At 71.3% G+C, this 23,328-nt stretch carries 24 protein-coding genes and 1 tRNA gene; 10 read left to right on the forward strand and 15 right to left on the reverse strand.

Annotated elements, in window-relative coordinates; genetic code table 11:
• Positions 1-278: 278 nt before the first annotated feature.
• Positions 279-779 carry a pyridoxamine 5'-phosphate oxidase family protein gene (locus AC6CCG_RS28850; protein WP_496658234.1) on the forward strand — a complete coding sequence of 167 codons (501 nt, stop codon included), beginning with the start codon at positions 279-281 and terminating at the stop codon, positions 777-779.
• Between the two features lie 11 nt (positions 780-790).
• Here AC6CCG_RS28850 and AC6CCG_RS28855 read toward each other — a convergent pair.
• From AC6CCG_RS28855 to dnaG, 4 genes are all read right to left on the reverse strand, one after another.
• Positions 791-863, reverse strand: a tRNA-Asn gene (locus AC6CCG_RS28855).
• Between the two features lie 49 nt (positions 864-912).
• Positions 913-1,455, reverse strand: a complete 543-nt coding sequence (locus tag AC6CCG_RS28860; protein ID WP_496658235.1) for a hypothetical protein — start codon at positions 1,453-1,455, stop codon at positions 913-915.
• On the reverse strand, positions 1,452-2,309 hold the full coding sequence (locus AC6CCG_RS28865) for a sigma-70 family RNA polymerase sigma factor (protein ID WP_496658236.1): 858 nt from the start codon (positions 2,307-2,309) through the stop codon (positions 1,452-1,454). The genes AC6CCG_RS28860 and AC6CCG_RS28865 overlap by 4 nt, the downstream gene beginning before the upstream one ends.
• A gap of 75 nt (positions 2,310-2,384) precedes the next feature.
• Positions 2,385-4,286 (reverse strand): DNA primase, encoded by a 1,902-nt coding sequence (gene dnaG, locus AC6CCG_RS28870; protein ID WP_496658237.1) that lies wholly within the window; start codon positions 4,284-4,286, stop codon positions 2,385-2,387.
• A 43-nt stretch (positions 4,287-4,329) separates the two neighbouring features.
• Here dnaG and AC6CCG_RS28875 point away from each other — a divergent pair, with 43 nt between their 5' ends.
• Entirely contained in the window at positions 4,330-4,767 is a 438-nt protein-coding gene (locus AC6CCG_RS28875) for a thiol-disulfide oxidoreductase DCC family protein (protein ID WP_496658238.1), read from the forward strand.
• Position 4,768: 1 nt separating this feature from the next.
• Here AC6CCG_RS28875 and AC6CCG_RS28880 read toward each other — a convergent pair whose 3' ends face one another.
• Positions 4,769-6,187, reverse strand: a complete 1,419-nt coding sequence (locus AC6CCG_RS28880; RefSeq protein ID WP_496658239.1) for a glycosyl hydrolase family 32 — start codon at positions 6,185-6,187, stop codon at positions 4,769-4,771.
• 143 nt (positions 6,188-6,330) lie between these two features.
• Between AC6CCG_RS28880 and AC6CCG_RS28885 the strand changes: the two genes are divergently transcribed.
• The 3 genes from AC6CCG_RS28885 (at position 6,331) to AC6CCG_RS28895 (ending at position 8,996) form a co-directional block, all read left to right on the forward strand.
• Positions 6,331-7,308 carry a LacI family DNA-binding transcriptional regulator gene (locus tag AC6CCG_RS28885; RefSeq protein WP_496658240.1) on the forward strand — a complete coding sequence of 326 codons (978 nt, stop codon included), beginning with the start codon at positions 6,331-6,333 and terminating at the stop codon, positions 7,306-7,308.
• A 97-nt stretch (positions 7,309-7,405) separates the two neighbouring features.
• A complete protein-coding gene (locus AC6CCG_RS28890; protein ID WP_496658242.1) occupies positions 7,406-8,146 on the forward strand; it encodes a phytanoyl-CoA dioxygenase family protein in 741 nt (246 codons plus the stop codon).
• Positions 8,147-8,156: 10 nt separating this feature from the next.
• Positions 8,157-8,996: a helix-turn-helix domain-containing protein gene (locus AC6CCG_RS28895; RefSeq protein ID WP_496658243.1), complete on the forward strand. Its 840-nt coding sequence runs from the start codon at positions 8,157-8,159 to the stop codon at positions 8,994-8,996.
• Positions 8,997-8,998: 2 nt separating this feature from the next.
• Here the strand turns inward: AC6CCG_RS28895 and AC6CCG_RS28900 are convergent, their stop codons facing one another.
• The gene (locus tag AC6CCG_RS28900; RefSeq protein ID WP_496658244.1) at positions 8,999-9,799 is read right to left on the reverse strand and encodes a GNAT family N-acetyltransferase; all 801 of its coding nucleotides are present in this window, start codon (positions 9,797-9,799) and stop codon (positions 8,999-9,001) included.
• A 231-nt stretch (positions 9,800-10,030) separates the two neighbouring features.
• Here AC6CCG_RS28900 and AC6CCG_RS28905 point away from each other — a divergent pair, with 231 nt between their 5' ends.
• The 3 genes from AC6CCG_RS28905 to AC6CCG_RS28915 all read left to right on the forward strand — a co-directional run bounded on the left by AC6CCG_RS28905 (position 10,031) and on the right by AC6CCG_RS28915 (position 11,508).
• Positions 10,031-10,354, forward strand: a complete 324-nt coding sequence (locus tag AC6CCG_RS28905) for a hypothetical protein (protein ID WP_496658245.1) — start codon at positions 10,031-10,033, stop codon at positions 10,352-10,354.
• The gene (locus AC6CCG_RS28910; protein WP_496658246.1) at positions 10,306-10,722 is read left to right on the forward strand and encodes a DUF2461 family protein; all 417 of its coding nucleotides are present in this window, start codon (positions 10,306-10,308) and stop codon (positions 10,720-10,722) included. Before AC6CCG_RS28905 ends, AC6CCG_RS28910 begins: the two co-directional genes overlap by 49 nt.
• Positions 10,723-10,785: 63 nt before the next feature.
• Entirely contained in the window at positions 10,786-11,508 is a 723-nt protein-coding gene (locus AC6CCG_RS28915; RefSeq protein WP_496658378.1) for an ABC transporter permease, read from the forward strand.
• 7 nt (positions 11,509-11,515) lie between these two features.
• Here AC6CCG_RS28915 and AC6CCG_RS28920 read toward each other — a convergent pair whose 3' ends face one another.
• The 5 genes from AC6CCG_RS28920 to AC6CCG_RS28940 all read right to left on the reverse strand — a co-directional run bounded on the left by AC6CCG_RS28920 (position 11,516) and on the right by AC6CCG_RS28940 (position 17,702).
• On the reverse strand, positions 11,516-12,643 hold the full coding sequence (locus AC6CCG_RS28920) for an ROK family protein (RefSeq protein WP_496658247.1): 1,128 nt from the start codon (positions 12,641-12,643) through the stop codon (positions 11,516-11,518).
• 10 nt (positions 12,644-12,653) lie between these two features.
• Complete coding sequence (locus AC6CCG_RS28925; RefSeq protein ID WP_496658248.1) at positions 12,654-14,831, reverse strand: alpha-galactosidase; 2,178 nt, start codon at positions 14,829-14,831, stop codon at positions 12,654-12,656.
• A 208-nt stretch (positions 14,832-15,039) separates the two neighbouring features.
• Positions 15,040-15,885 carry a sugar phosphate isomerase/epimerase family protein gene (locus tag AC6CCG_RS28930; protein ID WP_496658249.1) on the reverse strand — a complete coding sequence of 282 codons (846 nt, stop codon included), beginning with the start codon at positions 15,883-15,885 and terminating at the stop codon, positions 15,040-15,042.
• A 72-nt stretch (positions 15,886-15,957) separates the two neighbouring features.
• A complete protein-coding gene (locus AC6CCG_RS28935; RefSeq protein WP_496658380.1) occupies positions 15,958-17,037 on the reverse strand; it encodes an HD domain-containing protein in 1,080 nt (359 codons plus the stop codon).
• 44 nt (positions 17,038-17,081) lie between these two features.
• Positions 17,082-17,702 (reverse strand): TetR/AcrR family transcriptional regulator, encoded by a 621-nt coding sequence (locus AC6CCG_RS28940; protein ID WP_496658250.1) that lies wholly within the window; start codon positions 17,700-17,702, stop codon positions 17,082-17,084.
• A 77-nt stretch (positions 17,703-17,779) separates the two neighbouring features.
• On the opposite strand from AC6CCG_RS28940, the gene AC6CCG_RS28945 reads away from it, so the two are divergent.
• Positions 17,780-18,841: an aldo/keto reductase gene (locus AC6CCG_RS28945; protein ID WP_496658251.1), complete on the forward strand. Its 1,062-nt coding sequence runs from the start codon at positions 17,780-17,782 to the stop codon at positions 18,839-18,841.
• A 121-nt stretch (positions 18,842-18,962) separates the two neighbouring features.
• Positions 18,963-20,105 (forward strand): hypothetical protein, encoded by a 1,143-nt coding sequence (locus AC6CCG_RS28950; RefSeq protein ID WP_496658252.1) that lies wholly within the window; start codon positions 18,963-18,965, stop codon positions 20,103-20,105.
• On the opposite strand, the gene AC6CCG_RS28955 is transcribed toward AC6CCG_RS28950, so the two are convergent.
• From AC6CCG_RS28955 to AC6CCG_RS28970, 4 genes are read right to left on the reverse strand one after another with little or no spacing between them, the layout of a single operon-like run.
• Positions 20,092-20,643: a hypothetical protein gene (locus AC6CCG_RS28955; RefSeq protein WP_496658253.1), complete on the reverse strand. Its 552-nt coding sequence runs from the start codon at positions 20,641-20,643 to the stop codon at positions 20,092-20,094. The genes AC6CCG_RS28950 and AC6CCG_RS28955 overlap by 14 nt on opposite strands.
• Positions 20,636-21,784: a tRNA dihydrouridine synthase DusB gene (gene dusB / locus AC6CCG_RS28960; RefSeq protein WP_496658254.1), complete on the reverse strand. Its 1,149-nt coding sequence runs from the start codon at positions 21,782-21,784 to the stop codon at positions 20,636-20,638. The genes AC6CCG_RS28955 and dusB overlap by 8 nt, the downstream gene beginning before the upstream one ends.
• On the reverse strand, positions 21,781-22,182 hold the full coding sequence (locus tag AC6CCG_RS28965) for a PIN domain-containing protein (protein ID WP_496658255.1): 402 nt from the start codon (positions 22,180-22,182) through the stop codon (positions 21,781-21,783). The genes dusB and AC6CCG_RS28965 overlap by 4 nt, the downstream gene beginning before the upstream one ends.
• Positions 22,167-23,234, reverse strand: coding sequence for a type II toxin-antitoxin system prevent-host-death family antitoxin (locus tag AC6CCG_RS28970; protein WP_496658256.1), 1,068 nt, complete (start codon positions 23,232-23,234; stop codon positions 22,167-22,169). Before AC6CCG_RS28970 ends, AC6CCG_RS28965 begins: the two co-directional genes overlap by 16 nt.
• Positions 23,235-23,328: the final 94 nt, after the last annotated feature.

Here is a 23,328-nt window from a genome sequence, read left to right on the forward strand (position 1 = left end):
TCCTTGGCCTGCTCATCACAATTAGGCTCAACCCGATCCAATCCTGTTGAGAAGGATGTCCGGCGGGCCTACTTTTGAAATGGCTGGGGCCATGAGCCCGGCTCCGTAGCTCCCTACCGCTCGGAGCCCCGCCCCCCCAGGCGACTCCTGGCCCCGGCCCACACTCTTCTGCTGCGGCTTTCGTGTTCACCGAATCTCCTTCGTGGGACCACTGTCGGTCTTGACTGATTGCACATTGCAATCAATGCTGGAGTCAGACCGCTGACGAAGGAGTGATCATGAGCGACCCCGAGCCGCGTTTCGACGGCAGCTTCAGTGAACCCGGTGCGACGGCGACGCCCTGGGCCGAGACCCACGCGATGCTCGAGTCGGCCCAGCTCGGCTGGCTCACGACGGTCCGCGCGGACGGCCGGCCGCATGTGACGCCGCTGGTCCCCGTCTGGCTGGACGACGCCCTGCACTTCTGCACCGGCTCGGCCGAGCAGAAGGCCCGCAATCTGGAGACCCACCCCGAGGTCGCGCTCTCGATCGGCGCCAGTTCGTGGTCGGGCGGGCTCGACGTGGTGGTCGAGGGTACGGCGCGGCGGGTGACCGACCGGGCCCTGCTGGAGCGCCTCGCCGCGGCCTGGGCGACGAAGTGGGACGGCGACTGGCAGTACCAGGTGACCGACGACGGCTTCGGCGGCGACGCCGGTGGGGCCTGGGTGTTCGCGGTCGCACCGACCAAGGTGCTCGCGTTCGGCAAGAAGCCGTACAGCCAGACTGGCTATCGGCTGTGATGGAGACGAAGCTCCCCCGGTTGGACTCGAACCAACAACCCTGCGATTAACAGTCGCATGCTCTGCCAATTGAGCTACAGGGGATCGCACCGCTCCCCAGCGAGGGGCGCGGGTACGTACGATAGCAGGCCGATCACCGAATGTCGTATTCGGTTCTCACCGCCTCCAGCGCACGGTCCGCGAGGTCGCGAATCCCCTCGGTCTGCCAGGTGACGCCGCGGGTCAGCGAGCTGTGCCAGGCGATCGGCGCGGCCGGGTCGGAGAGGTCCCGGCGACCGCTGATCGTCACCCCGCGATTGCCGTCGACCGGGATGAACTTCTCCACCACGAGGCTCGCCGCGACCCGCTCCCGGAACAGTTCCGGCAGCCGCCCGGGCTCGGCCAGATCGATCAAGCCGCGCCGCCCGTCATAGGCCCGGAAGCTGATCCGGCGGGTCTCGGAGTTCCAGCCGCCGTTCTCGATCTCGTGCCAGCCGACATGGGTCCACCCGTCCTCGCTCCCGTACGAGAGCACGGCGGGGAACCCGACACAGAAGCCGTCCCCCGTGATCGCCCAGGCCAGGATCCGTTCGACCGGGCGGTCCTCGGCGCGCAGCGATTCGACCAGCGAGGCATACGCCTCGGCGGGCAACCCGCGGGACTTGCTCCACCAGCGGCCGCGGGTCTTCAAGCTCATGCGGTCATTCTTCCAGCCCTCCTCGAACGGTCCGACCGCAGCCGGTCCAGCGCCCGGTGCTCGAGCCGCCGCACCCCGGACTCGGACTGGCCGAGCCGGCGGGCGATCGCGGCGTAGGACAGGCCGGAGTCGCCGTCGAGGCCGTACCGCAGGCGCAGCACGGTCTGCTCCGCCGGAGGCATTCCCCAGAGCAGTTCCTCGACCGACCGGTCCGGCCGCTCGGCGATCGCGTCCGGCGGCGGTCCCAGGTCGGCCGGGCTGCTCGGCTCACCGGCGGGCTGGTCCAGCGAGGCGACGTGCTGCCAGGCCAGCAGCCGCTCGTACCGGCGCGGGTCCAGCCCGGCCCGGGCCGCGATCTCGGCGGCCGTCACGTCCCGGCCCAGCGCCTGCACCAGCTCGTCCTCGGCGGCCCGGGCCGCCCGCAGTTGCTCGGCCCGCTGCGAGGGCAGCGGCAGGCCGCCACAGCGCCGCAGCACCGCGTCGCCGAGCCGGGCGCGGATCCAGTACAGGGCGTAGGTCGAGAACCGCATGCCGCGCCGGTGGTCGAACCGGGCCACCGCGATCAGCAGCCCGAGACAGCCTTCCTGGAACAGTTCGTCGCGCGGCAGCCCGGCCCGGCTCGCATAGCCGGGCACCAACCCCGCCACCAGCCCCAGATTGGCCCGGACGAACCGCTGCCGGGCCCGCTCGCCGGCCCGCTCCAGCGCCAGCAGTTCCTCCGTCGTCGCCCCGCTGCGCCGGACCGGCTCCTGCCGCTCCGCCCAGGCCAGGGCACCCGCCTCGATCCGGGCGGCCAACTCACTCTCCTCGGCCGGCGTCAGCAGCGCGTCGTCCGGCTCCGTCCATTCCCCCATGGCGGCACTCTGGCCCCCGGCACCGACAGTCCGCCACTGTTCGGGCCAGTTATCCACAGGCCAGTTCGCGGTGGCCTACTCCTGGGCGCCGATGCTGCGCTGGTGCAGCGCGTGCCGGCGCGCTTCGAGGACGACCAGTTCGGAGAACATCTGGTTGTACTTGACCGCCTGGTCGACCGGATTGGTCCGCTGCAGCTTCGACTTCAGCTCGGCGATCTGGCGCATCACGGTGAGCAGTTGCAGCCCGGAACTGTAGGCGGCCACCAGGCGTTCGGTCGGCTCGCCGGTGATCGGGAGCGGCTCGACGCCGAGGGACACGGTGAGCGACCGGAGCCGGTCGTCCTCGGCGGCCAGGCTGACCCGGTGGGCCCAGTCGCCCTCGACGCCGTCGGCGGCGGCCTTCTCGACGCAGGTGAAGACGGCCGCGTACGCGGGATGGGTGAAGTCGGCCGTGGTGATGCCGTCCCAGCCGGCCCCGAACCGCTGCGGCGCCTGGATGATCAACTTCAGCGTCTGCCGTTCGGTGGTCAGCAGCCGGTCGTTCGGGTCGGGCAGCTCCAGTCCCTTGCGCCGGTGCTGCGGCTCCGGTTCCTCGGGCGGCGGCTCGTCATGGACCCGGGAGCGGTCGCCCCGCTGGCCCGACCCGGACTGCGGTCGCGGCGCCCGGGCGGCCCGGGCCACCTCGCGCTGCACCTCCTCCGGCTCCATTCCGAGCAGGCCGGTGAGCTCGCGGACGTACCCGCTGACCAGGCCCCGGTCGCGGATGCTGCCGACCAGCGGCGCGGCGGCCCGCAGCGCGTTCAGCCGGCCGTCGACCCGGTCCAGGTCGTAGCGGCCGACGATGTTGCTCATCACGAACCGGTACAGCGGCACCCGCCGGGCGACCAGTTCCCGGACCGCGGCCTCGCCCTGCTGCAGCCGCAGGTCACACGGGTCCAGCCCGCTCGGCTCGACCGCGACGTACGTCTGCGCCAGGAAGTTCTGGTCACCGGAGAAGACCTTCAGCGCCGCGCTCTGGCCGGCCTCGTCGCCGTCGAAGGTGAAGATCACCTCGCCGCCGAACGCGTCATGATCACCCATCAGCCGGCGCAGCAGCCGAGCATGATCATCACCGAACGCGGTGCCGCAGGAGGCGATCGCGGTGTCCACCCCGGAGAGGTGCGCCGCCATCACGTCCGTGTAGCCCTCGACGACGACGGCCTGACTCTTCTTGGCGATCGCCTGGCGGGCCCGGTCGAGGCCGTACAGGACGTGGGATTTCTTGTACAGCGGGGTTTCCGGCGTGTTGATGTACTTGGCCGAGATCCGGTCGTCGTCGAAGATCCGCCGGCCGCCGAAGCCGAGCACCTGCCGGCCGGAGTCCCGGATCGGCCAGAGCAGCCGGCCCTGGAAGAAGTCGTAGCCGGACTCCCGGGCCAGCCCGCCGGCGACCAGGTCGGCATCGGCGAAGCCACGCCCGCGCAGATGTCGCAGCAGGGCCCGGCCGTCCCGCGGCGCGAAGCCGACGCCGAAGTCGAGCGCGGTGTCCCGGTCGAAGCCGCGCTCGGCCAGGAACTGCCGGGCCTGCAGGGCGTCCGGGGCGGCCAACTGCTCGGCGTAGAACTCCGCCGCCGCCTGGTGCGACTCCATCAGCCGCATCCGCAGGCCGGGCGGGGTCCGCGGGCCGCCGTCGTCGGAGTACCGGAGCTGGATGCCGACCCGGTCGGCCAGCCGCTCGATCGCCTCGACGAAGGTCAGGTTGTCGATCTTCTGGACGAAACTGATCACGTCGCCGCCCTCGGAGCAGGCGCCGAAGCAGTACCAGAGCCCGCGGGACGGGGTGACCTGGAAGCTCGGCGTCTTCTCCTCGTGGAACGGGCACAGGCCGACCATCGCACTGCCCGATCGGCGCAGCGTCACGTAGGAGCCGACGATCTCGTCGATCCGGGCGCGCTCGCGGACCGCCGCAATGTCCTCTTCGTTAATCCGGCCCGCCACAGGGCGAGTGTAGACCTCGCCGACCTGCTCCTAGAGTTGAGCCATGGACAGGATCGCGCCGGACCAGGGCCGCCGGGTGCCCTGGCTGATCTTCGACGGCGACTGCGCCTTCTGCACGACTGCGGTGACCTGGATCGCCGAGCGGCTCCGCCGTCCGGGACAGCTCGAGCCGAAGTACGTCCCGTGGCAGTTCACCGATCTCGACGCGGCGGGGACGACCGCCGAGCGGGCCCAGCGAGAGGTGCTCTGGCTGGACCTGCGCGGCCAGGTGGTCGGCGGCGCCGCTGCGGTCGCGGCCTGGCTGCGCTATGCCGGCGGGCCGTACCGGATCCTCGGCACGCTGCTCCGGCTGCCCGGGATCGCGCAGCTGGCCGACGTCGTCTACCGCCGGATCGCGGCCAACCGGCATCGGTTGCCCGGCGGATCGCCCGCCTGCGCCATGCCGCCCGCCGGGGTCGTCCCGAACTCCAACGTTCCCTGAGTCAGGGCTCGGGATCGTCGAGTACGGAGAGCTCGGCCCGCTCCAGGGTCAGCTCGCCGTCGACGACCTCGAGCGCCAGCCGCCGGCCCGGCCGCTCGTACAGCCGGGTGTTCAGCGCGACCCCCTCGACGTAGAGCGTCGCGATCGTGTCGTCGATCACCAGGTCGACCGTCAGGCTCTCCCCCGGCCGGGTCCGGAACGGGCGTTGCAGGCCCCGGTTGTCGAAGCGGTACCACGGATAGTTGGGCACCCGGTCGAAGTCGATCCGTCCCTCATGCGCCCGGAACGTGTACGCGTAGCCGTCGCCGGACGCCTCGTCCTCGAACAGCACGATCGCGAACGCGCGCAGCTCGGCCGGCGTCAGCCGGAGCGTGATCAACACCGGACGATCCTCGGGGAGCGAGCCGAGACCGATCCGGCGCCTGCCGTCCGCGGCCTTCACCGGGACCGGCTCGTCGATCAGCGAGGCCGGAGTCGGGAAGGCGGCCCGGACCGGCTCGGGAAGACGGACGCCGAGCGAGTGGTCCGGGCGTCGGTACACCTCGTGGACCACGAGGGTGCCGCCCCACTGCCAGGCGCCCAGGTCTTGCTCGCCCTCCTTCGTCGCCACCCAGCCGAACAGGTAGCGGCGTTCGCCGTCGGAGGCGGACCGGGCGGCGTAGTAGGAGCGACCGTCGAAGGCGTCGTCGGCCGGTGCCGTCCACGGTCCCCCGAGGCTCTCGCTCATCCGGTACACGGTGGTGCTGCGGTCGCTGTACTCGGTGGTCAGCAGATACCAGTGATCACCCAGCCGGAACAGGTCCGGCATCTCGTGCATCGTGTAGAGGTCAGGCGCCCAGAAGTCGCCCTGGAAGGTCCAGCGCGCCAGATCGGTCGAGGTGTACCAGACCGTCCGGCCGGTGGTCCGCAGCCGATCACCGTCCCGTCGGGCGCCCAAGATCATCACCCAGCGATCATGATCATCGTCCCGGAGTACGTACGGGTCCCGCCAGTTGTCCGGGTCGTGACCCGGCTCCGGTGCCACCAGTTCACCCTCGACCGTGGTCCAGTGCTCAAGATCATCACTGACCGCGTGCAGCAGCACCTGGGCCGGCTTCCCGGCGGCCGGAAAGTCCCGGTTGTAGCCGGTGTAGAAGGCGTGGAAGCGACCGCCGGCCTCGACCGTCGAGGTCGCCTCGATGACGCTGCCGGCGAAGATGAACTGGTCCTGGTCGGCGTCGCCGCCCCGGCGCAGCGCCTCGCCGCGGTCCTCGTACCGGACGAAGTCGGTGGTCCGGGCCAGCGCCCAGCCGAACGGCTCCCCGAACGGGCCGGGCCGCCGGGTGTCGCGCTGGTGGAACAGCTGGAACTCCCCGTCGGCGAAGATCGGCATGCAGTCGCCGAACCAGGTCCCGGGGTGCTGATAGTGGAGGCGATGCATGCGGTCCACCGTAGGACCACGAGGGCGTTCCCGCCGCCGTCGCTGATCATGAAACAGGACCCTCGGGGCCCGTCGGAGCCGCATTCGCCCTGATCATCGGGGCTGACATCGGTGTCATCATTGGGCACGGAAGGGAGGCCGGCATGGCGCAGCGCCCGACGATCCACGACGTGGCCCGCGAGGCCGGCGTCGCGGTCAAGACCGTGTCCCGGGTGATCAACGGCGAACGGGCCGTGAGCGATGCCATGCGGGCCCGGGTCCGGGCCGCGATCCGTACCCTCGACTACCGGCCGAACGCCGCCGCCCGGGTGCTGCGGCGCAAGGTGAGCCGCTCGATCGGGTACGTGTGCGAGGACATCGCCGAGCCGGTCCAGGCGCGCCTGGCCCGGGCCATCGCGACCGTGGCGAGTGATCATGACGCGGCGCTGACCGTGTCGCTGACCGGGCACGATCCGGACCGGGAACGGGCGGTGATCGAATCCCTGCTGGCCCGTCAGGTGGACGGCCTGGTGCTCTGGCCGACCGGCACCGGCAGCCGGTTCCTGCAGCGGCTCGCGGACTCGCTCCCGGTGGTCTGTGTGGACCGCCCGGTCGAGGACGTCGAGACCGACACGGTGCTCTGCGACAACCGCCGCGGCGCCGAGCAGGCCGTACGCCACCTGACCCGCCGCGGGCACACCCGGATCGCCTTCGTCGGCGACCCGCCCGAGCTGTTCACCCAGCGGGAGCGGCTGGCCGGCTACCAAGACGGCCTGGCGGCGGCGGGGATCGAGGCGGACTCCAAGATCATCTTCCAGCGGGTCCAGGAGGTCGGTCCGCTGCGCCGGCAGCTTGATCACTGGCGGGCCTCGCCGGTCCCGCCGACCGCGCTGCTGGCGGCCAGCTCGCTGTCGGCGATGGCCGCCGTCCGGGCCCTGCGTGCATCCGATCGGCTGGAGGTGGCCGGCTTCGACGACTTCCCGCTCGCCGACCTGGTCCGCGGCGGTCTGACCGTGGTCGGGCAGGACGTCGACGGGATGGGCCGGGCCGCCGCGGAGACCCTGTTCCAGAGGCTGGCCGGCAACGGGAGCGGCGGGCGGCTGCGGATCCGGGTCGCTCCGGAGCTGATCATCCGCGACTGACGAAAGTCCAGGATTTGTGCTGTGCTGTCCAGGTCACGGACCCGGCCGACTGTCAGGCTCGATCGTGAAAGCCTTACGGACAAGGAGTTGATCGACGATGACCGTCACTGACGTCCACGACCCACGGGTCCGCGAGCAGGGCTACCTGCTGGTCGAGGACCTGCTCTCCCCCGCCGAGTGCGACGAGATCGGCGAGCGCCTGCTCGCGTACGCCCGCCGGGACCGCGCGGTGCCGGACGGACTCTCGCTGCAGCAGGAGCCGGCGCTGGCCCGGTCCGGCCAGCAGGTCGAACCCGGCCAGGACATCCGCAAGATCAGCGGGCTCTGGGCCGACGACCTGGTCCGGGAGAAGATGATCACCCGGCCGGAGATCGTGGAACGGATCCAGGCCGTGCTCGGCGAGCAGCTCTGGCTGTTCCGGGCGGACGCGCTGATGAAGCCGGGCAAGGTCGGCTCGGAGAAGGGGTTCCACCAGGACTCGCCGTACTGGCCGATCCAGCCGATGTCACTGTGGTCCTGCTGGATGCCCCTGGACGACGCGACCCTGGACAACGGCTGCATGCTCGTCGTACCGGGCAGTCACACGCGCGGCGGGCTGCCGCACGAGCACACCCAGGACGACTATGTGATCCCGGCCGACCACTACGACCTGGACGCCGTCGTCCCGGTGCCGATGCGGCGCGGCTCGGGGCTGTTCTTCCACAGCCTGGTCGTGCACGGCACCGCGGCCAACACCTCGGGCCGGCCCCGTCGCGCGATCACGATGAGCTACTTCGGCGCCGAGCACGCCCATACCGGCGACACCCCGCGCCCGGACTATCCGGTCGTGGCCGGCTGAGGGAGGCTTCGTGGGGTCGGCCGACGACGGCAGCGGCATCTCGCTGATCGCCCATGCGGCGGCGTTCTTCGACTGCTCGCCGTCCTGGCGGCTGGCCCCTCGTTCCCTGCCGCACTACCAGCTCTGGGTGATCACCGGCGGGGCCTGCGAATTCCGGCTGGGCGGGCTCGACCCGGTCCGGGCCGGGCCCCGCTCGGTGATCATGATCCCGCCGCAGACCGCGCAACAGGCCTGGTACGGCGAGCCGCCGCTGCGCACCCACGTGGCCCACTTCATGGCGTACGACCGCGGCGAGCCTCGCCTCGACCTCCGGCCCCCGACACTCATGATCAACCTGCACGGCCGGGGCTGGGACCGGATCGTCGCCGGTGTGCGCGACGCGGCCGCCGAACTGGCCCGGCCGCGACCCGGCAGTTCCATGATCGCGAACGCCGCCCTGACCGACGCCGTCGGCCGGCTGTCCCGGAGCGAGGCCGACGCGGTGATCACCGACGCGTCGGGCGAGACCCATCCGCCCGAGGTGGCCGCGGCGATCGACCACCTGCGCCGGCATTACGACCAGGACCTCTCCACCCGGGACCTGGCCGCCGCTGCGCATGTCAGCCCGGAACTGCTGCGCCGCCTGTTCCGGCGGGCGACCGGCCAGTCCCCGTCCCGGTTCGTCCAGCGGTTCCGGATCGGCGTCGCCCGCCGCCTGCTCCAGGAGACCGACCTCCCCGTCTCCGTCGTCGCCCGCCGGGCCGGCTTCAGCGACGCCTTCTACTTCTCCCGCGTCTTCACCGCCGCCGAAGGCACCCCGCCCTCCCGCTACCGGGCCACCGCCCGGGCCGAGCTCTCCGCCGGCCCCTGAACTCAGCGGGGCCGGAGACCGTCGACCCTCGGATGGGCTCGGCGGATCGGGGTGTAGACGAGCAGTTCGCCGAGGCGTTCGTACCCGACGGTCGGATAGAGCAGGGCGCCGGCCTGGCTGGCGCTCAGCACCGAGCGGCGGAGGCCGCGGTCGCGGTCGTCCCTGAGCATTCGGGCCAGCAGGGCCCGGCCGATGCCGCGGCGGCGGTGGGTCGGGGCGACGAACATCTCCGAGCACCAGGCCGACGTGCCCGGCTCGGAGCCGCCGGCGGGCACTTCGATGCTGGCGACCCAGCCGACCGGCACGCCGTCCAGCACCGCCTGGTACTGCCGAAACGTCCCGTCCGCGGCAAAGGCTTGCGCGGGCAGCCGCGGCCCGCCGGCCGTCCGGAGCCGTTCGGCTTGGGCGCGAGTGCCGACCCGCTCGATCGGGATCGACGGGTCCGGGTCCGGCAGGTCGGCCAGCCGGTGTTGCAGGAACGGTTCGGCGCCGCCGAGCCGGAAGCCGAGGTCGCGGTAGGCGGATCTGATCGGCTCCGGGTCCTCGCCGTCGGCCCGGACCACGCACAGCGCGTACCGGCCGCGGGTGTGTGTCTCCGCCAGCTGGTACAGGGCCGCCGGCGCCAGCCCGTGCCCGACCCACTCCTCGCGGCGGTACTTCGCGGGATCCCGGCGCGGCTCGTCCCGCAGCACCCAGCCGCGCCCGACACGCTCGGCGGCGTAGGGATAGGTCCGGCTGCGGGCGAGGCCGAACCCGCGGACGAAGACCTCGATCGCCCGCTCCAGCTCACCGGATTCGTTCACCCGCACAGCATCGCGCAAGGACCGCGACCGCACGTGCGGTACCGCGGATCCGACGGCCCGTACGTCTCTATCCACAGCGGAACGGCAGCGAATCTCGTTGTCCACAGACTTTCTCGATGGGCGACGGAAACCTGCCGGCGGCTGCAGAGTCACCGGCATGGGAATCCGCTACTACGCCTACCCGGTGCCCTCAGAGCTCGTCGGTCAAGCTCTGCAGGACACGTGGGTGACATGACGCCCGTCTACGACGACCGGATCGCCTGGATCGCGTCGACCGGGCACGATGGTGGCATGGGACGACGGTTCACGGGCTGGCCGGCGGCCGCGTACGACGTCCTGCTGGAACTCGACGGCGACCCTCCCGCGGCGGTACGCGAGCGCTGCCGGCCGGCGCGGGAGCGGCTGGTCCGCCGGCCGATGATCGCGCTGCTGCAGGACCTGGCCGACGTCGACGAGGCCTGCGACGACTTCACCGTCGAGGGCTTCGTGTCGCCGCACTACGGGCGGTGGCAGCACCAGTTCGCGGCCGTCCGTTCGGCCGCAACGTCACCGTAGGGCTGCGGTTCGATCTGGACGGGCTGTGCCTGAGCGGGAACTGGTGGCCGGCGGAACCGGCTCACCTGCACCGCTACCGGGCGGCGGTAGCGGACGACGCCAGCGGCGCCGAACTCAGCGGCCTGCTGCACGAACTGCCCGAACCGGTCCGCTCGCTGATCGGCGGCCCGCTGAAGCGGTTGCCGCGCGGCTTCCCGGCCGATCACCCGCGGGCGGACCTGCTCCGGCACCGCTCGCTGTCCACGGACGTCCCGCTGGGCTCCGAAGACTGGCTGCACACCCCCGCGGCCCTCGATCAGGCCCGGGCCGCGGTGACCGTGCTGCGGCCCTTCACCACCTGGTTCGTCCGCCACGTCCTGCGGGCCTGAGGGGCGCTGCCCTATCGTCGGGCTGTGACGACCACCCCGGACCCGCTGCGGCTCGCGATCGCCGTGGTGATCTTGGTCGGGCTGGCGCTGGTGGCGGCGACGTTCGGCCGGCTGGCGGCGCGGGGACAACTGCCAGTTGCCGCGGGCCGGGCGGTGGTTCAGCTCGCGGTGGTCTCCTTGATCATCACGGCGGTGCTCAGCCACCTGGTCTGGTCATTGATCTTCGCGGTGGTGATGTTCGGGGTCGCGGTCGGTACGTCAGCACGGCGGATCGGCGCACCGCGGGCCTGGCCCTGGGCCGCCCTCGCGATCGCCAGCGGCGTGGTCCCGGTGCTGGTGGTGATCTTCCTGTCCGGCACGGTGCCGTGGAACGGGCCGTCGCTGGTGCCGCTGGCCGGGATCATCATCGGCGGAACCATGACCGCGCACAGCCTGCTCGGCCGGCGACTGTTCGGCGCGTTGCGGGATGATCATGGACTGTACGAGGCGGCGCTGTCGATCGGCCTGCCGCGGCCGGTGGCGATCGCGGAGGTCACCGAACGGCACCGGATCGAGGCGCTGGTCCCCGGGCTGGACCAGACGCGGACGGTCGGGCTGGTCACGCTGCCGGGCGCGTTCGTCGGCGTCCTGCTCGGCGGTGGCACGCCGCTCCAGGCCGGCGCGGCGCAGTTGATCGTGCTGGTCGGACTGCTCGCCGCGCAGACGATCTGCGTCGTCGTGGGCGACCGGCTGATCCGGGCCGGGCTGCTGTTGCCGAAGGACCTGCGGACCGCTCTCGTACCCTGAGCCGAGGTCAGCCGAGCAGATAGCGCCGGATGGCCAGCGCCGCTCCGCCGCGGGCCCAGTCGTAGAAGTCGAGCTCCTCCATGATCAGATCGTCCTCCTCGGCGAGGACGCTGCGATGATCACGCAGCCCGTTCCAGACCGCCTCTGCCCCGATCATGGCGAACTCGACCCCGTCCCCGCAGAGCACGATCCGCTCCGGCGCGACCAGATCGGCGATCCGGGCCACCAACAGCCCCAGTTGGTACGCGGAGGTGTCGAGCACCATGCCGACCGTCGGGTCGCCCTCCCGGGCCAGCCGGAGGAACTCGGCGAACGTGAACGTCGTGCCGGCGGCCTTCCCGGCCAACTGGGCCAGCGCCGAGGAGGTCAGCAGGACCGAGGCGCAGCCCCGATGGCCGAGCCCGCACTCCGGCCCGTCGGCGAGCAGTTGCCAGTGCCCGACCTCGCCGGAGATCCCGCGATCACCGTCGACCAGCGCGTCGTTGATCACCAGTCCGCAACCGAAACCGACGCCGACGGTGATCACGACCAGGGACCGGCAGCCGCGGCCGGCCCCGAACCAGTGCTGGGCCAGGGTCAGGGCCTTGACGTCGTTGTGCACGGTGACCGGCAGCCCGACCGCCGAAGACAGGATCGCGCCGACGTCGACCTCGCCCCAGCCGAGGAAGTGCGCGTGCTGCACGATGCTGCCGTCCAGCACCGGACCGCCGATACCGACACCGATGCCGGCGACCCGCGGATGATCGGCCCGGAACCCGGTGATCAACTCCGCGACCCGGCCGAGGAAGCTGCTCGGGACCCTGGCCCGGCTGCCGATCCGGCGTCGCTCCAGGACGGTGCCGCGCAGGTCCGTGACGACCCCGTACGCGGTGCCGGCGACGATCTTGATCCCGATGAACTGCGCCGCCTCGCCGTTGATCTCCAGTGGCAGCGACGGCCGGCCGGTCGCGGCGCGCTGCTCGGCCGGCCGCTCCCGGATCAGCCGGGCCTTGATCAACTCCTTGGTCAGCCGGGTCAGCGACGGGCTGGACAGGCCGAGCCGCCGGGCCAGTTCGGCGCGCGCGATCGGGCCGTGCCGGAGCACCGCCAGAGCGACGCTCTGCGCGGTCTTGTCCAGCCGCGGCGCAGCAGTCATCGGCGGCTCGTCAGCTCGCCTCGACGGCCTCGACGCGGACCAGGACGACGTGCTCCGGACGCAGGTCCGAGACCCGCAGCCCGGCGCCGATCAAGGCCGAACCGGGCACCGGCTCCGGGAGCGGCACGAACCAGGGATCGCGGGCGCGGCCGACCGCCGCCGGGTCGGCCATGACCGGCTCGACCCGATAGCGAAGATCGGGATCCAAGCCACGCAACGGAATCCGGCCGACCGACTCGACCTCCGACCGGCCGACCGCGGCCACCGCGAAGATCGCCGTCCGCCGGTCCGGCGCGACGACACCGTGCGCGTGGATCGACGCGTCCGGATAGTCGATCCGGACCAGGTCGCCGCCGAACAGCAGTCCGCGCTGGGCCTTGAAGAACTCGATCCAGCCGCCCAGCTCGGCGAGCTCGTCCTCGGTCGCCTCGGCCAGGTCCCACTCGATGCCGAGATGCCCGAACACGGCGGTGCCGGCCCGGAACGAGAGGTCGTGCCGGCGGCCGGTGGTGTGCGAGCGGCCCGAGGCGATGTGCGACCCCATCAGCTCCGGCGGGATCAACTGGGTCGTCCACCGGTTCATCTGCTGCCGGTCCAGCGGATCGATGCAGTCCGAGAGCCAGACCCGGTCGGTCCGCTCCAGGATGCCGAGATCGACCCGGGCCCCGCCGGACGAGCAGGACTCGATCTCCAGACCCGGATGGGCGGCCTTGAGTTCGTCGATCAGGCGATACACGGCCTCGGTCTGCGCATGCACGCCCGGCCGACCCTCCGGAGCCGTACCGGAATCGATCAGGTCGCGATTGTGGTCCCACTTGATGTAGCCGATCGGGTACTCGTCCAGCAGTGCGTTGATCGCGTCGCGCAGGTAGGCGTAGCACTCGGGGATGCCGAGATTGATCACCTGCTGGTGCCGGTGCTCGACCGGGAGGCGGTCGCCGGTCGCCATCACCCATTCCGGGTGGGCCCGGGCGACGTCGGAATCGAGATTGATCATCTCCGGTTCGAACCAGAGTCCGAACTCCATGCCGAGTTCGCGGACCCGGTTGATCAGCGGGTGCAGCCCGTCCGGCCAGACGTCGGCGGACACCGTCCAGTCACCGAGGCCGGCATGATCATTGCGACGCGCGCCGAACCAGCCGTCGTCGAGCACGTACCGCTCGACGCCGAGGGCCGCCGCCCGCTCGGCCAGGTCGATCAGCCGGTCGGTGTCATGATCGAAATAGACCGCCTCCCAGACGTTCAGCGTCACCGGGCGGTCCCGGTCGGGATGTTGATCACGGCTGCGCAGGTAGCGGTGGAACCGGCGCGCCACCTGGTCCAGACCGACGCCGTAGCTGCCGTACAGCCAGGGACTGGTGTACGACTCCCCCGCGGCGAGCCGGACCTCTCCGGGCAGCAGCAGCTCGCCGCCGCCGACCACCTGCTCGCCGTTCGCGAGCCGTTCCGCGTAGTGGGTGTGGTTGCCGCTCCAGCCGACGTGGACGGCCCAGAGCTCGCCGTCGGCGAAGCCGAAGCCCGGCGTCCCGACGTGCAGCACCGTGGCCGCGTCCGCCCCGGTCCGGCCGCGGCGGCCCTCGCGCAGATGTGTGCCCACCGTCAGCTCGCGCCGTTGCGGGGTGCGCTCCTTCGCCCAGCGCCCGGCGAAGTCGAGGATCTCCCGGCCCCGTTCGGGCACGGGGTAGGCCAGCACCAGATCGTCCAGCTGGTACGGCTCCGCGCCCGCGTTGATCACCTCGGCGCGGCTGCGCAGCAACCCGCCCGCGGTCAGCTCGACGGTGATCACCAGGTCCAGGCCGGCGGCCGGATCGACCGCCCGGAACTCGACGACGGCGGCTCCGCCGCTGATCACGGCGCCCTGTTCGCTCACCTCGCCGGCGACGCTGACCCCGGTCGTCGTGAACTTCGGCGACCAGTCCCGGCCGTTCCGCGAGCCGCTCAGCCCCGGCCGGCCGGTCCAGGTGGTCCACAGCTCCGGCAGCAGCGCCGGTCCGGTCGGGACGCCCTGATCGGCCAACGGTCCCGGCCGAGCGCCCGCGCCGACCACGGCCGTCACGTCGGCCGGAGTCAACTCACCCAGATCGGCGCCCCAGTAGGCGATGGCCGGCAGCCGGCCCGCCGAGCCGTCGATGATCACCGAGACCGCCTCGGTGCGCAGGTGGATCAGGCAATCGACTCGTTCCGGCACGGCTCTCCTCGGCTCGACCTCCGCGGCGGTACCCTCCGCCCAGGCCAAACCCTAGCGCCAAACCCTGCCCCGCTCGGGCATTTTCTTTCATCCCAAAACTTACCTCCGCGAGCCCCGTCAGTTTTTCACGTTAACGTGAAAAACTGGCACATTGCACGAGAAGCTTCTTGGGTAAAGCGCCAGGAAAGCTCGTGAGGTGGCTGGTGGGTCAGGCGTTGATCGCGTCGCGGAGGCGCTGGGAGACGTCGGCCAGCACCTCGTCCACCGGCTGTTCGGCCAGCGACTTCATGAACGGCTCCACCTTGACCGGGCCGGTGTAGCCGGCGGCCCGGACCGCGTTCATGAAGCCGGGCAGGTCGATCACGCCGGTCGCGGCGGGCAGCCGGCGGTCCAGGTCCATCTGCTCGTCGCGTTCCCGGTCGTCCCGGGCGTCGTTGATGTCGACCGAGACGATGTCGGCGTCGGTCAGCCCGGCCAGGTCGGCCGCGGTCTCGCCGGCCGTGTACCAGTGGTAGGTGTCCAGGATCAGGCCGATGTTGGGCCGGCCGACCTCGGCGATCAGCTCCCGCGCCTCACCGAGCGAGTGCAGGAACGGGAAGCGCTCGGTCGACCAGAACGTCTTCGGGCCGATGTACTCCAGGCCGAGCCGCAGGCCCGCGTCGGCCAGCAGCTCGCCGACCAGGTTGAGCCGGCTGACGTGCAGCACCCAGTTGCGCCGGTAGTTCAGGTCGTCGTGCATCGGTCGCAGCCAGGTGCCGACCGAGGTCACGCCGGCGGCGGTGAGCAGTTCGAGAGTGGCCGGCAGGTCGGCCAGCGCGGCCCGGAACTCCTCGGCCGGCGCGGTCAGCGGCACCGGCAGCCCGGTGATGCCCCACTGCAGGCCACGCTCCCGGACGGCCGCGGCATGTTCGGCGATCGCAGCCGTACCGTCGAGACTTCGCAGGAACCCGAGATCGGGATCGACACCACCGAAGCCGTGCTTCTCGGCGAGGTCGATGGCCGTGGGATGGTCGAGGGACAGTCCGAGAGCGCCCGCGCTCAGGTTCGAGAACATGATCATCATCGTAGGACGGACCAACGCCCGGCCGGCCGGCAGGGGCCCGAGGTTTTCAATCGGTGAACGTGATCACTCGCCGTGATCGATCCCCTGCGGCAGCCGCTCCGGATCCCAGCCGAGCTCGGCGACCGCCGTCGTGAACGCGTACCGGTCGGTCATCCCGGCCACGTACGTGACGGCCGCGCGGACCGCCGTCTCGGTGCCGGCGTCGTCGTCCGGCGGCTCCGGCATCGCGTCGGGATGGGCCGCGTAGTACTCGACCAGGGCGTGCAGCACCTCGATCACCGCACGGGACTGCTCCCGCGAGGCGGGCCGGACGTAGATCCGCTCGTAGTTGAAGGTACGCAGCTCGGCCAGCGCGGCCGCCTCGGCCGGTTCCATGCCGACCGTCCCGTACCGGTCGATCGTGTTGGCGACGGCCCGGATGAACGTCCCGAGTTGCTCGCGCCGGGTCCGGCCGGCGACCTCGGCCACCTGCTTCGGTACGTCGTCCAGGGTGACGATGCCGGCGTGGACGGCGTCCTCGAGATCGTGGGCGCAGTACGCGATCCGGTCGGCCCAGCTGACGATCTCTCCCTCGATCGTGCTCGGCGCCGGCCGCGACCAGGAGTGGTTGCGGATCCCGTCCAGCGTCTCGGCGCACAGGTTCAGCCCGGACAGCACGACGTCCGCGCCCCACGGGCCGTGGTCGTACCCCTCCGGGATGAAGGCGTCGAACGCGTCCTCACTGGCGTGGCCGCCGGGCCCGTGACCGCAGTCGTGACCGAGCGCGATCGCGTCGGCGAGGGTGACGTTGACGCCGGCCGAACGGGCGATCGACCTCGCCACCTGGGCCACCTCGATCGCATGGGTCAACCGGGTCCGCTGGTGGTCGGTGGGATGGACGACGACCTGGGTCTTGCCGGCCAGCCGGCGGAACGCGGCGGAGTGGACGATCCGGTCCCGGTCCCGCTCGAAACAGGTCCGTTCCGGGTCCGGCGCCTCCTGCCGCGCTCGGTGCCCGGCTCCCTGCGCGACGGTCGCGCCCGGCCGCAGCAGCAGCCGCTCCCGTTCCTCCCGCAGTTCCCGGTTCACCAGCGGCGCCGGCCGCACCCGCAGGGACGAGTCGCTGTGGGCCCGTACGACACCGTCATGATCATGACCGGCCATCGTCTCGGCCCACGCCCGGGCCCGGGCGGTGATCTCGGGATCGCTCACCCGCCGAGCGTAACCGTTCGGTTCGCGGCGAACGCACCGGCGCGGACCCCGGCCAGGGTGACCGCGACGGCCTGCTCGACGGCCGCCCGGTCCAGGCGTTGATCGGACAGCAGCAGGCGGTAGTACAGCGGGGCCGAGACGGCCATGATCACGGCGACCGGGTCGGTGCCGGGCGGCGCCTCGCCGCGGTCGATGGCCTCGACGACGCACGGTGCCCAGGTCCGCAGCCGGGTCCGGTAGAAGTCGTGCAGCGCCTGCGCGCACTCGGGGTCGGTCGCGGCGGCGGCGATCACGGCGCGGAAGATCGGGCCCTGCCGCCGGCTGTTCAGGGTGCGCTGGACCAGGCGGGCGTTGGCCAGCAGGTCCGTCTCGAGCCGGCCAGTCCGGGACCGGGGCTCGGACCGGTCCGCCATGTCGGCGAGGAGGTCGGCGATCAGGCCCGAGGCCGTACGCCAGCGTCGGTAGACGGTGGCCCGGCCGACCTCGGCCCGCCGCGCGATGTCGCCGAGCTCGATCCCGGCCGGCCCGTGCTCGACGATCACGTCCTCGGTCGCGACCATCACCGCGCGCCGGACTCGGGCGGTCCGCCCGCCCGGCCGTTCCATCGCGTTCACCATGCTTAATGAGACTCCCGGTTGTTCCGCGCGACGCTTCCGACGCATTCTTCTAACGAGATCAGCGTATCAATAGGAGGATGATCATGGAGTTCCGACAACTCGGTCGGTCCGGGCTCAGGGTGCCGGTGCTGAGCTTCGGTGCGGGGACGTTCGGCGGCCGCGGTCCGTTGTTCAGTGGCTGGGGCAGCACGCAGGTCGCCGAGGCCAGAGAGTTGATCAGCATCGCGGTCGACGCCGGCGCGATCATGATCGACACCGCCGACGTCTATTCCGACGGCGCGTCCGAGGAGATCCTCGGCGCCGCGATCCGCGGCCGCCGGGACCAGGTGCTGCTCTCGACCAAGGCCGGCCTGCCGACCGGCCCCGGCCCGTCCGAGGCCGGAACGTCGCGATCCCGGCTGATCGGTGCGGTCGAGGCGGCGCTGCGCCGGCTCGGCACCGATCATCTGGACCTGTTCCAGGTGCACGGCTTCGACGCCGGCACGCCGGTGGAGGAGGTGCTGAGCACGCTGCACCAGCTGGTCCAGGACGGCAAGATCCGCTATGTCGGCGCCTCGAACTTCGCCGGCTGGCAACTGATGAAGTCGCTGCAGGCCAGTGATGATCACGGCTGGTCCCGCTACGTCGCGCACCAGGTGTACTACTCCCTGGCCGGCCGCGACTACGAGGCCGAGCTGATGCCGCTCGGCCTTGATCAACAGGTCGGCGCGCTGGTCTGGAGCCCGCTCGCCTGGGGTCGGCTGACCGGCCGGATCCGCCGTGATCAACCACTGCCGGAGCGGAGCCGACTGCACACCACGGCCGACTTCGGCCCGCCGGTGGACGACGCGCTGCTGTACGACGTGGTGGACGTCCTGCTCGACCTTGCCGCCGAGACCGGGCGTTCGGTGCCCCAACTGGCCCTGAACTGGTTGATCAACCGGCCGACCGTCGCGTCGGTGATCATCGGTGCCAGGGACGCCGACCAGCTCCGGCACAACCTCGGCGCCACCGGCTGGCGACTGGATCCGGAGCACGTCGCCCGACTGGACGCGGTCAGCTACCGGCTGCCGCCCTATCCGCACTTCCCCTACCACCGCCAGGTCGGGTTCGCCCGGCTCGCGCCGCCGCTGTTCCCCGGTCCGGACCTCGCGGCCTGACCCAGGCCAGGGAGCTGGCGTCGAACGCGCACTGAGCCTGTCGCCGTGCCACACCGGATCCGACCTTGCCCTTCGACAGGCTCAGGGAACGTGTTCGACGCCACTCTTCTAGGATCGGCCGGTGACCTCTCCGTCGCGGGCCGAGCCGAAGCCCGGCCCGGCGTTCATGATCGCCCACACCCTGTTCAGGCTCGCCCAGGCCACGACGGTGGCGAGCATGATCAGCTTCCTGCTGGTGCTGGCGATCGGCCTGTTCCTCGAGGAGGGCCCCGAGGTTCTGCCGCCAGGCTGGCCGGTCCACCGGCTGGCACTCGAGGCCCTGGTGCCGACACTCGTCGGGTGGGGTCTCGGCCTGCTCCTGCTCGGTCCGGCCCGGACGGCCCAGCAGGTCACGCTGGCCGGGCTGCTGATCAGGGCTGCGGCAGAGCCCGGGTCCCGGCTCGTGGTGCCCGATCCGCGCGGGCCGGTCAGCCGGAGGCCGTACCTGATCTCGATGATCCCGGCCATCGGCGTGCTGCTCGTCTCGCCCGCACCCCTCGCGCTCTCGGATCAGCTCGGCTTGCGCACGGCATTGATCATCGCGGGCGGGATCCTGGTTCCCGGTCTGGTGGCGATCCCGTTCCTGGTACTCGCGGATCGCCGCTGGCGGGCCACCCGGCTACCGCTGCTGGATGATCAACTGACTCCCGAGCCGACGTCCCTGCGCCAGTCACTCGGCACCGGGCGGGAGCAGGGCCGGTTCCGTCCCGTGTCCTGGCTTTACGTGCTGGGCACCATCGCCCTGCTGGCCGCCCGGTGGCTCCGCTATCCGGACTCGGAGCGGGAGCGGTACGGGCCGGTGCTGGAGTCCGTGATCGTCTGGCTGGTGATCATCGGCGGCGCCATGATCGTCACAGCGGCGGTGGCCAATCTCCTGGTGCGGCTGATCCGGGCGGTCGCCGGGCTGATCACGCTGACCCGGCTGATCAACGCGCCGGTCGATCCCGGTCGCCCGCCCGATCCGGCGCCCGCGGCTGCCGATCCGGCCGGCCGGCTCTGCCTGGTGCTGGCCGGGTTCGGCGTCGTCTGCGGGGAGTGGCTGTTCGCGCTGAACCGGGTGAGTGCGACGCCGTACCCTTCGCTGGCCGAAGTCTCGGCGGCACTGCCGGTGATCAACATCGCCTGGGTCGGGTTCATGATCGCCGTCGCCGTGGCGACCGCCGGCGCGTGCCGGTTCGCCAGCCGGGCTCGCAATCGCCTCCGTAGAGCGGTCAGCGACGCTTAGCCCGGGCCCGCCGCAGCCGGCGCAGGCGGGCGCTCGGCCCCTTCGACGTGCGCGCCGTCGGGCGGTCCTTCCGGGTCAGCTGGGTCCAGCCCCAGGCGCCGGCCGCGCAGATCACGGCCGCGATCGGGACCGACACGTACATCGCCAGCGGGGAACGGTTGTAGACCGTACCCCGCGACGTCACCCAGACCGTCACCTGCGAGCCGGCGGCCGGCGGTTCGCAGGAGGTCATCTCGCCGGTGTGCTGCTGCTGGTCTCGGCCGGTCCAGGTGAGGTCGATCCGGTACGAGGTGCCGTGCCGGTGGGTCACGCCGTTGGCGTCCTTGCTCTCCGAGCAGTGGCCGTCCGCCGTTGCGGTCCCCGCGGTCGCAACGACCTTCTCGGTACGGAAGGTCGCCTGCTCGACGAAGTCGTCGGGGTCCTCGGCGTCGACGATCAGCGACAGTCCGAAGATGATCGCCCAGACCAGGGCACCGCCGAGTCCGACGCCGACGATGATCAGGATCCGCCGGACGAGCCGAGCCGTGCCATCAGCCACCCGAGACGCCGATCTCCGCGGCGGCCAGATCGAGATCGCGACCCGAGGCGTCGTCCAGCCACCCCTCCGGCAGCGCCACCCGGTCCCGCGGCGAACCCTGCCGCCCGCGCGGCAGCCCGAGCTCACCGACCGGGAACTCCTCGTCCGGGTCCAACTGGCCCAGCGCACGATCAAGATCATCGAAGCTGGTGATCAGGCCGAGCTGCCGCCGCACCTCGCTGCCGACCGGGAATCCCTTGAAATACCAGGCCATGTGCTTGCGCAGGTCGGTCAGCCCGTGCCGCTCGTTGCTCAACCCGGCCAGCAGTTCCGCATGCCGGCGGACCATGATCGCGACCTCGCCGAGCCGCGGCAGGGTCCGGGTCGGCCGGCCGGCGAAGGCATCGGCAAGATCACGGAACAACCACGGCCGGCCGAGGCAGCCGCGCCCGATCACCACGCCGTCGACGCCGGTCTGCTCGACCATCCGCAGTGCGTCGGCCGCCTCCCAGATGTCGCCGTTGCCGAGCACCGGGATGCTCACCGCCGCCTTGAGCTTCGCGATCGCCTCCCAGTCGGCCACGCCGGAATAGGCCTGCCGGGCCGTCCGGCCGTGCAGCGCGATCGCCGCACAGCCGGAGTCCTCCGCGATCCGGCCGGCGTCCAGGTAGGTGAGATGATCTTCGTCGATGCCCATCCGGGTCTTCATCGTCACCGGCACGCCGTAGCGCTCGCCGGCCGCGACGGTGGCCCGCAGGATGGCGGCCAGCCGGTCCCGCTTGTACGGCAGCGCCGCGCCCCCGCCCTTGCGGGTCACCTTCGGCACCGGGCAGCCGAAGTTCAGGTCCAGGTGGCCGACCCCGTACTCGTTGCAGAGGATCTCCGCCGCGTCGGCCATGATCGCGGGATCGACGCCGTACAGCTGGACCGAACGGATCCGCTCCCCCGGGTCGAACTGCAGCATCTGCACGGTCTTGCGGTCCCGCTCGACGATGCCGCGCGACGTGATCATCTCGCAGACGTACAGCCCGGCCCCCTGCTCCCGACACAGCTGACGGAACGCGGCGTTGGTGATCCCGGCCATCGGCGCGAGCACCACCGGCGTCTCGACCAGGTGCGGCCCGAGCCGAAGCCCGTTGCGTGTCTGGACCGCTTCCGTCATGACGGCGTGATCCCCACAACGCCCGGCAGATCTCCGAACCTTGCCTTCGCGTCCAGGGAGACGACTGTTCTCCCGGTCTCGGCGGCATGGGCTGCGATGATCATGTCGTGTGGCCCACGCGGCGAACCGGCGCGGCGGGTGTGGGCGATGAGTTGAGCATGGAACGTGGCCGTCCGGAAGGTGTAGTCCAGGACGTCGATCTCTGCGAGCAACACCTCCAGCCGCCGCGATCGAGCGGCAGCTCGGATTTGGTTGTCCGCCAGCTCGATTCCCACTCGGAACTCCGCGACGGTCACTGGTGCGACGGCAAGTTGGTCGCCGTCGAATATGGACCGATCGAGGGTGCCGCGCTCGTAGGCGACCAGAATCCCGGTATCGAGGATCAGGTTTCGGCCCACGGATCCCTCAAGTCTTCGGTCAGGATGGACAAACCGTCGGCAATGTCCGCCTCGAAGGAATCGTCGAAGGGCGGGGCATCAGCCTTCTCGAGCGCGAGCCGTAGATCCCGACCCGTCTTCCGCGGAGCCGGCGACACCGTCGCGACCGTGCGTCCGTGCCGCACGATGGTGATCGTCTCCCCGTGCTCGGCGCGGTCGAGCACCGCGGAGAAGTTCCGCGATGCTTCAGCAGCGGTCATGGTGGCCATGAATTCAGAATATCTGAATCCGATCGGGCGGCCAACTTCGCCACCGGCCCACCCTGGAATCCAGCCGCCAGTCAAGCACGCGAGCTCACGATCACGGCGTGTCGCCCCCGGCGCGCCGAGTCGCGGCTGAATTCCAGGGAGGCTACCGACGATGGCGCGCACCAGGGTCGCCGTGCGTGGCTCCGACCAGCCGAGGTGCCACGTCGCGAGCTCCTCGAGCGATCGCAAGCCGCGCCCCAGCTCGTCAGCAGGAAGATCGGGGTATCGGATCTCGACGTCGGCGCGCACTGTGGCGGCAAGGCGTGCCGCGTCGGTGAGACGGTCGCGAACCACTCGCTCCTGAACCAGTTCGGTGAAGCCGGCGGCCGTGGCCCAGTCCGTGATCATGACGATCTCCGGCAGTCGGGCCCGCTGGGCGGCGGCCATGGTCGGAAACAGCCGGTACGGCAGCGTTCGGCCGCGTCGGCCGGTGCGATGGTCTTGATCAACAGCGATCCGCCGGGCCGGAGCACGCGGTGCGCCTCGGTGATCGCGGGCCGGATCGGGCAGCCGGTGCAGCAGAAGAGACATGATCACCCAGTCCACGGAGCGTTCAGCGAGCGGCAGGTTCTGGGCGTCGGCGACCAGCCAGGTGACCGGCGACTCCTTCCCACGCGCAAAGTCGACGAAGTCCGGAACAAGATCACACGCGAACACCCGCGCACCCGTCCCCGCCATGCCGACCGCGAAGCCGCCGGTGCCACAGCCGACGTCGAGCACGAGGTCACCCGAGCCGATCGGCCCGAGCTCGGTGAACCGGGACACCCAGAAGTCGACGGAATTCCTGCCGTAGCGACGATCGAAGTCACGGGCCCGGGCCCGGCCCCCCAGCGCGCCAGCTGTCCGCCGCTGGTCATGA

Source organism: Microlunatus sp. YIM B11417 (genome assembly GCF_059617205.1).

What these genes read in the sequence shown, in the direction of transcription:
- AC6CCG_RS28850 (WP_496658234.1), top strand. Translation starts at nt 279, where the DNA reads ATGAGCGACCCCGAGCCGCGTTTCGACGGCAGCTTCAGTGAACCCGGT.
- AC6CCG_RS28860 (WP_496658235.1), bottom strand. Translation starts at nt 1,455, where the DNA reads ATGAGCTTGAAGACCCGCGGCCGCTGGTGGAGCAAGTCCCGCGGGTTG.
- AC6CCG_RS28865 (WP_496658236.1), bottom strand. Translation starts at nt 2,309, where the DNA reads ATGGGGGAATGGACGGAGCCGGACGACGCGCTGCTGACGCCGGCCGAG.
- AC6CCG_RS28875 (WP_496658238.1), top strand. Translation starts at nt 4,330, where the DNA reads ATGGACAGGATCGCGCCGGACCAGGGCCGCCGGGTGCCCTGGCTGATC.
- AC6CCG_RS28880 (WP_496658239.1), bottom strand. Translation starts at nt 6,187, where the DNA reads ATGCATCGCCTCCACTATCAGCACCCCGGGACCTGGTTCGGCGACTGC.
- AC6CCG_RS28885 (WP_496658240.1), top strand. Translation starts at nt 6,331, where the DNA reads ATGGCGCAGCGCCCGACGATCCACGACGTGGCCCGCGAGGCCGGCGTC.
- AC6CCG_RS28890 (WP_496658242.1), top strand. Translation starts at nt 7,406, where the DNA reads ATGACCGTCACTGACGTCCACGACCCACGGGTCCGCGAGCAGGGCTAC.
- AC6CCG_RS28905 (WP_496658245.1), top strand. Translation starts at nt 10,031, where the DNA reads ATGACGCCCGTCTACGACGACCGGATCGCCTGGATCGCGTCGACCGGG.
- AC6CCG_RS28920 (WP_496658247.1), bottom strand. Translation starts at nt 12,643, where the DNA reads ATGACTGCTGCGCCGCGGCTGGACAAGACCGCGCAGAGCGTCGCTCTG.
- AC6CCG_RS28930 (WP_496658249.1), bottom strand. Translation starts at nt 15,885, where the DNA reads ATGTTCTCGAACCTGAGCGCGGGCGCTCTCGGACTGTCCCTCGACCAT.
- AC6CCG_RS28935 (WP_496658380.1), bottom strand. Translation starts at nt 17,037, where the DNA reads ATGGCCGGTCATGATCATGACGGTGTCGTACGGGCCCACAGCGACTCG.
- AC6CCG_RS28940 (WP_496658250.1), bottom strand. Translation starts at nt 17,702, where the DNA reads ATGGTGAACGCGATGGAACGGCCGGGCGGGCGGACCGCCCGAGTCCGG.
- AC6CCG_RS28945 (WP_496658251.1), top strand. Translation starts at nt 17,780, where the DNA reads ATGATCATGGAGTTCCGACAACTCGGTCGGTCCGGGCTCAGGGTGCCG.
- dusB (WP_496658254.1), bottom strand. Translation starts at nt 21,784, where the DNA reads ATGACGGAAGCGGTCCAGACACGCAACGGGCTTCGGCTCGGGCCGCAC.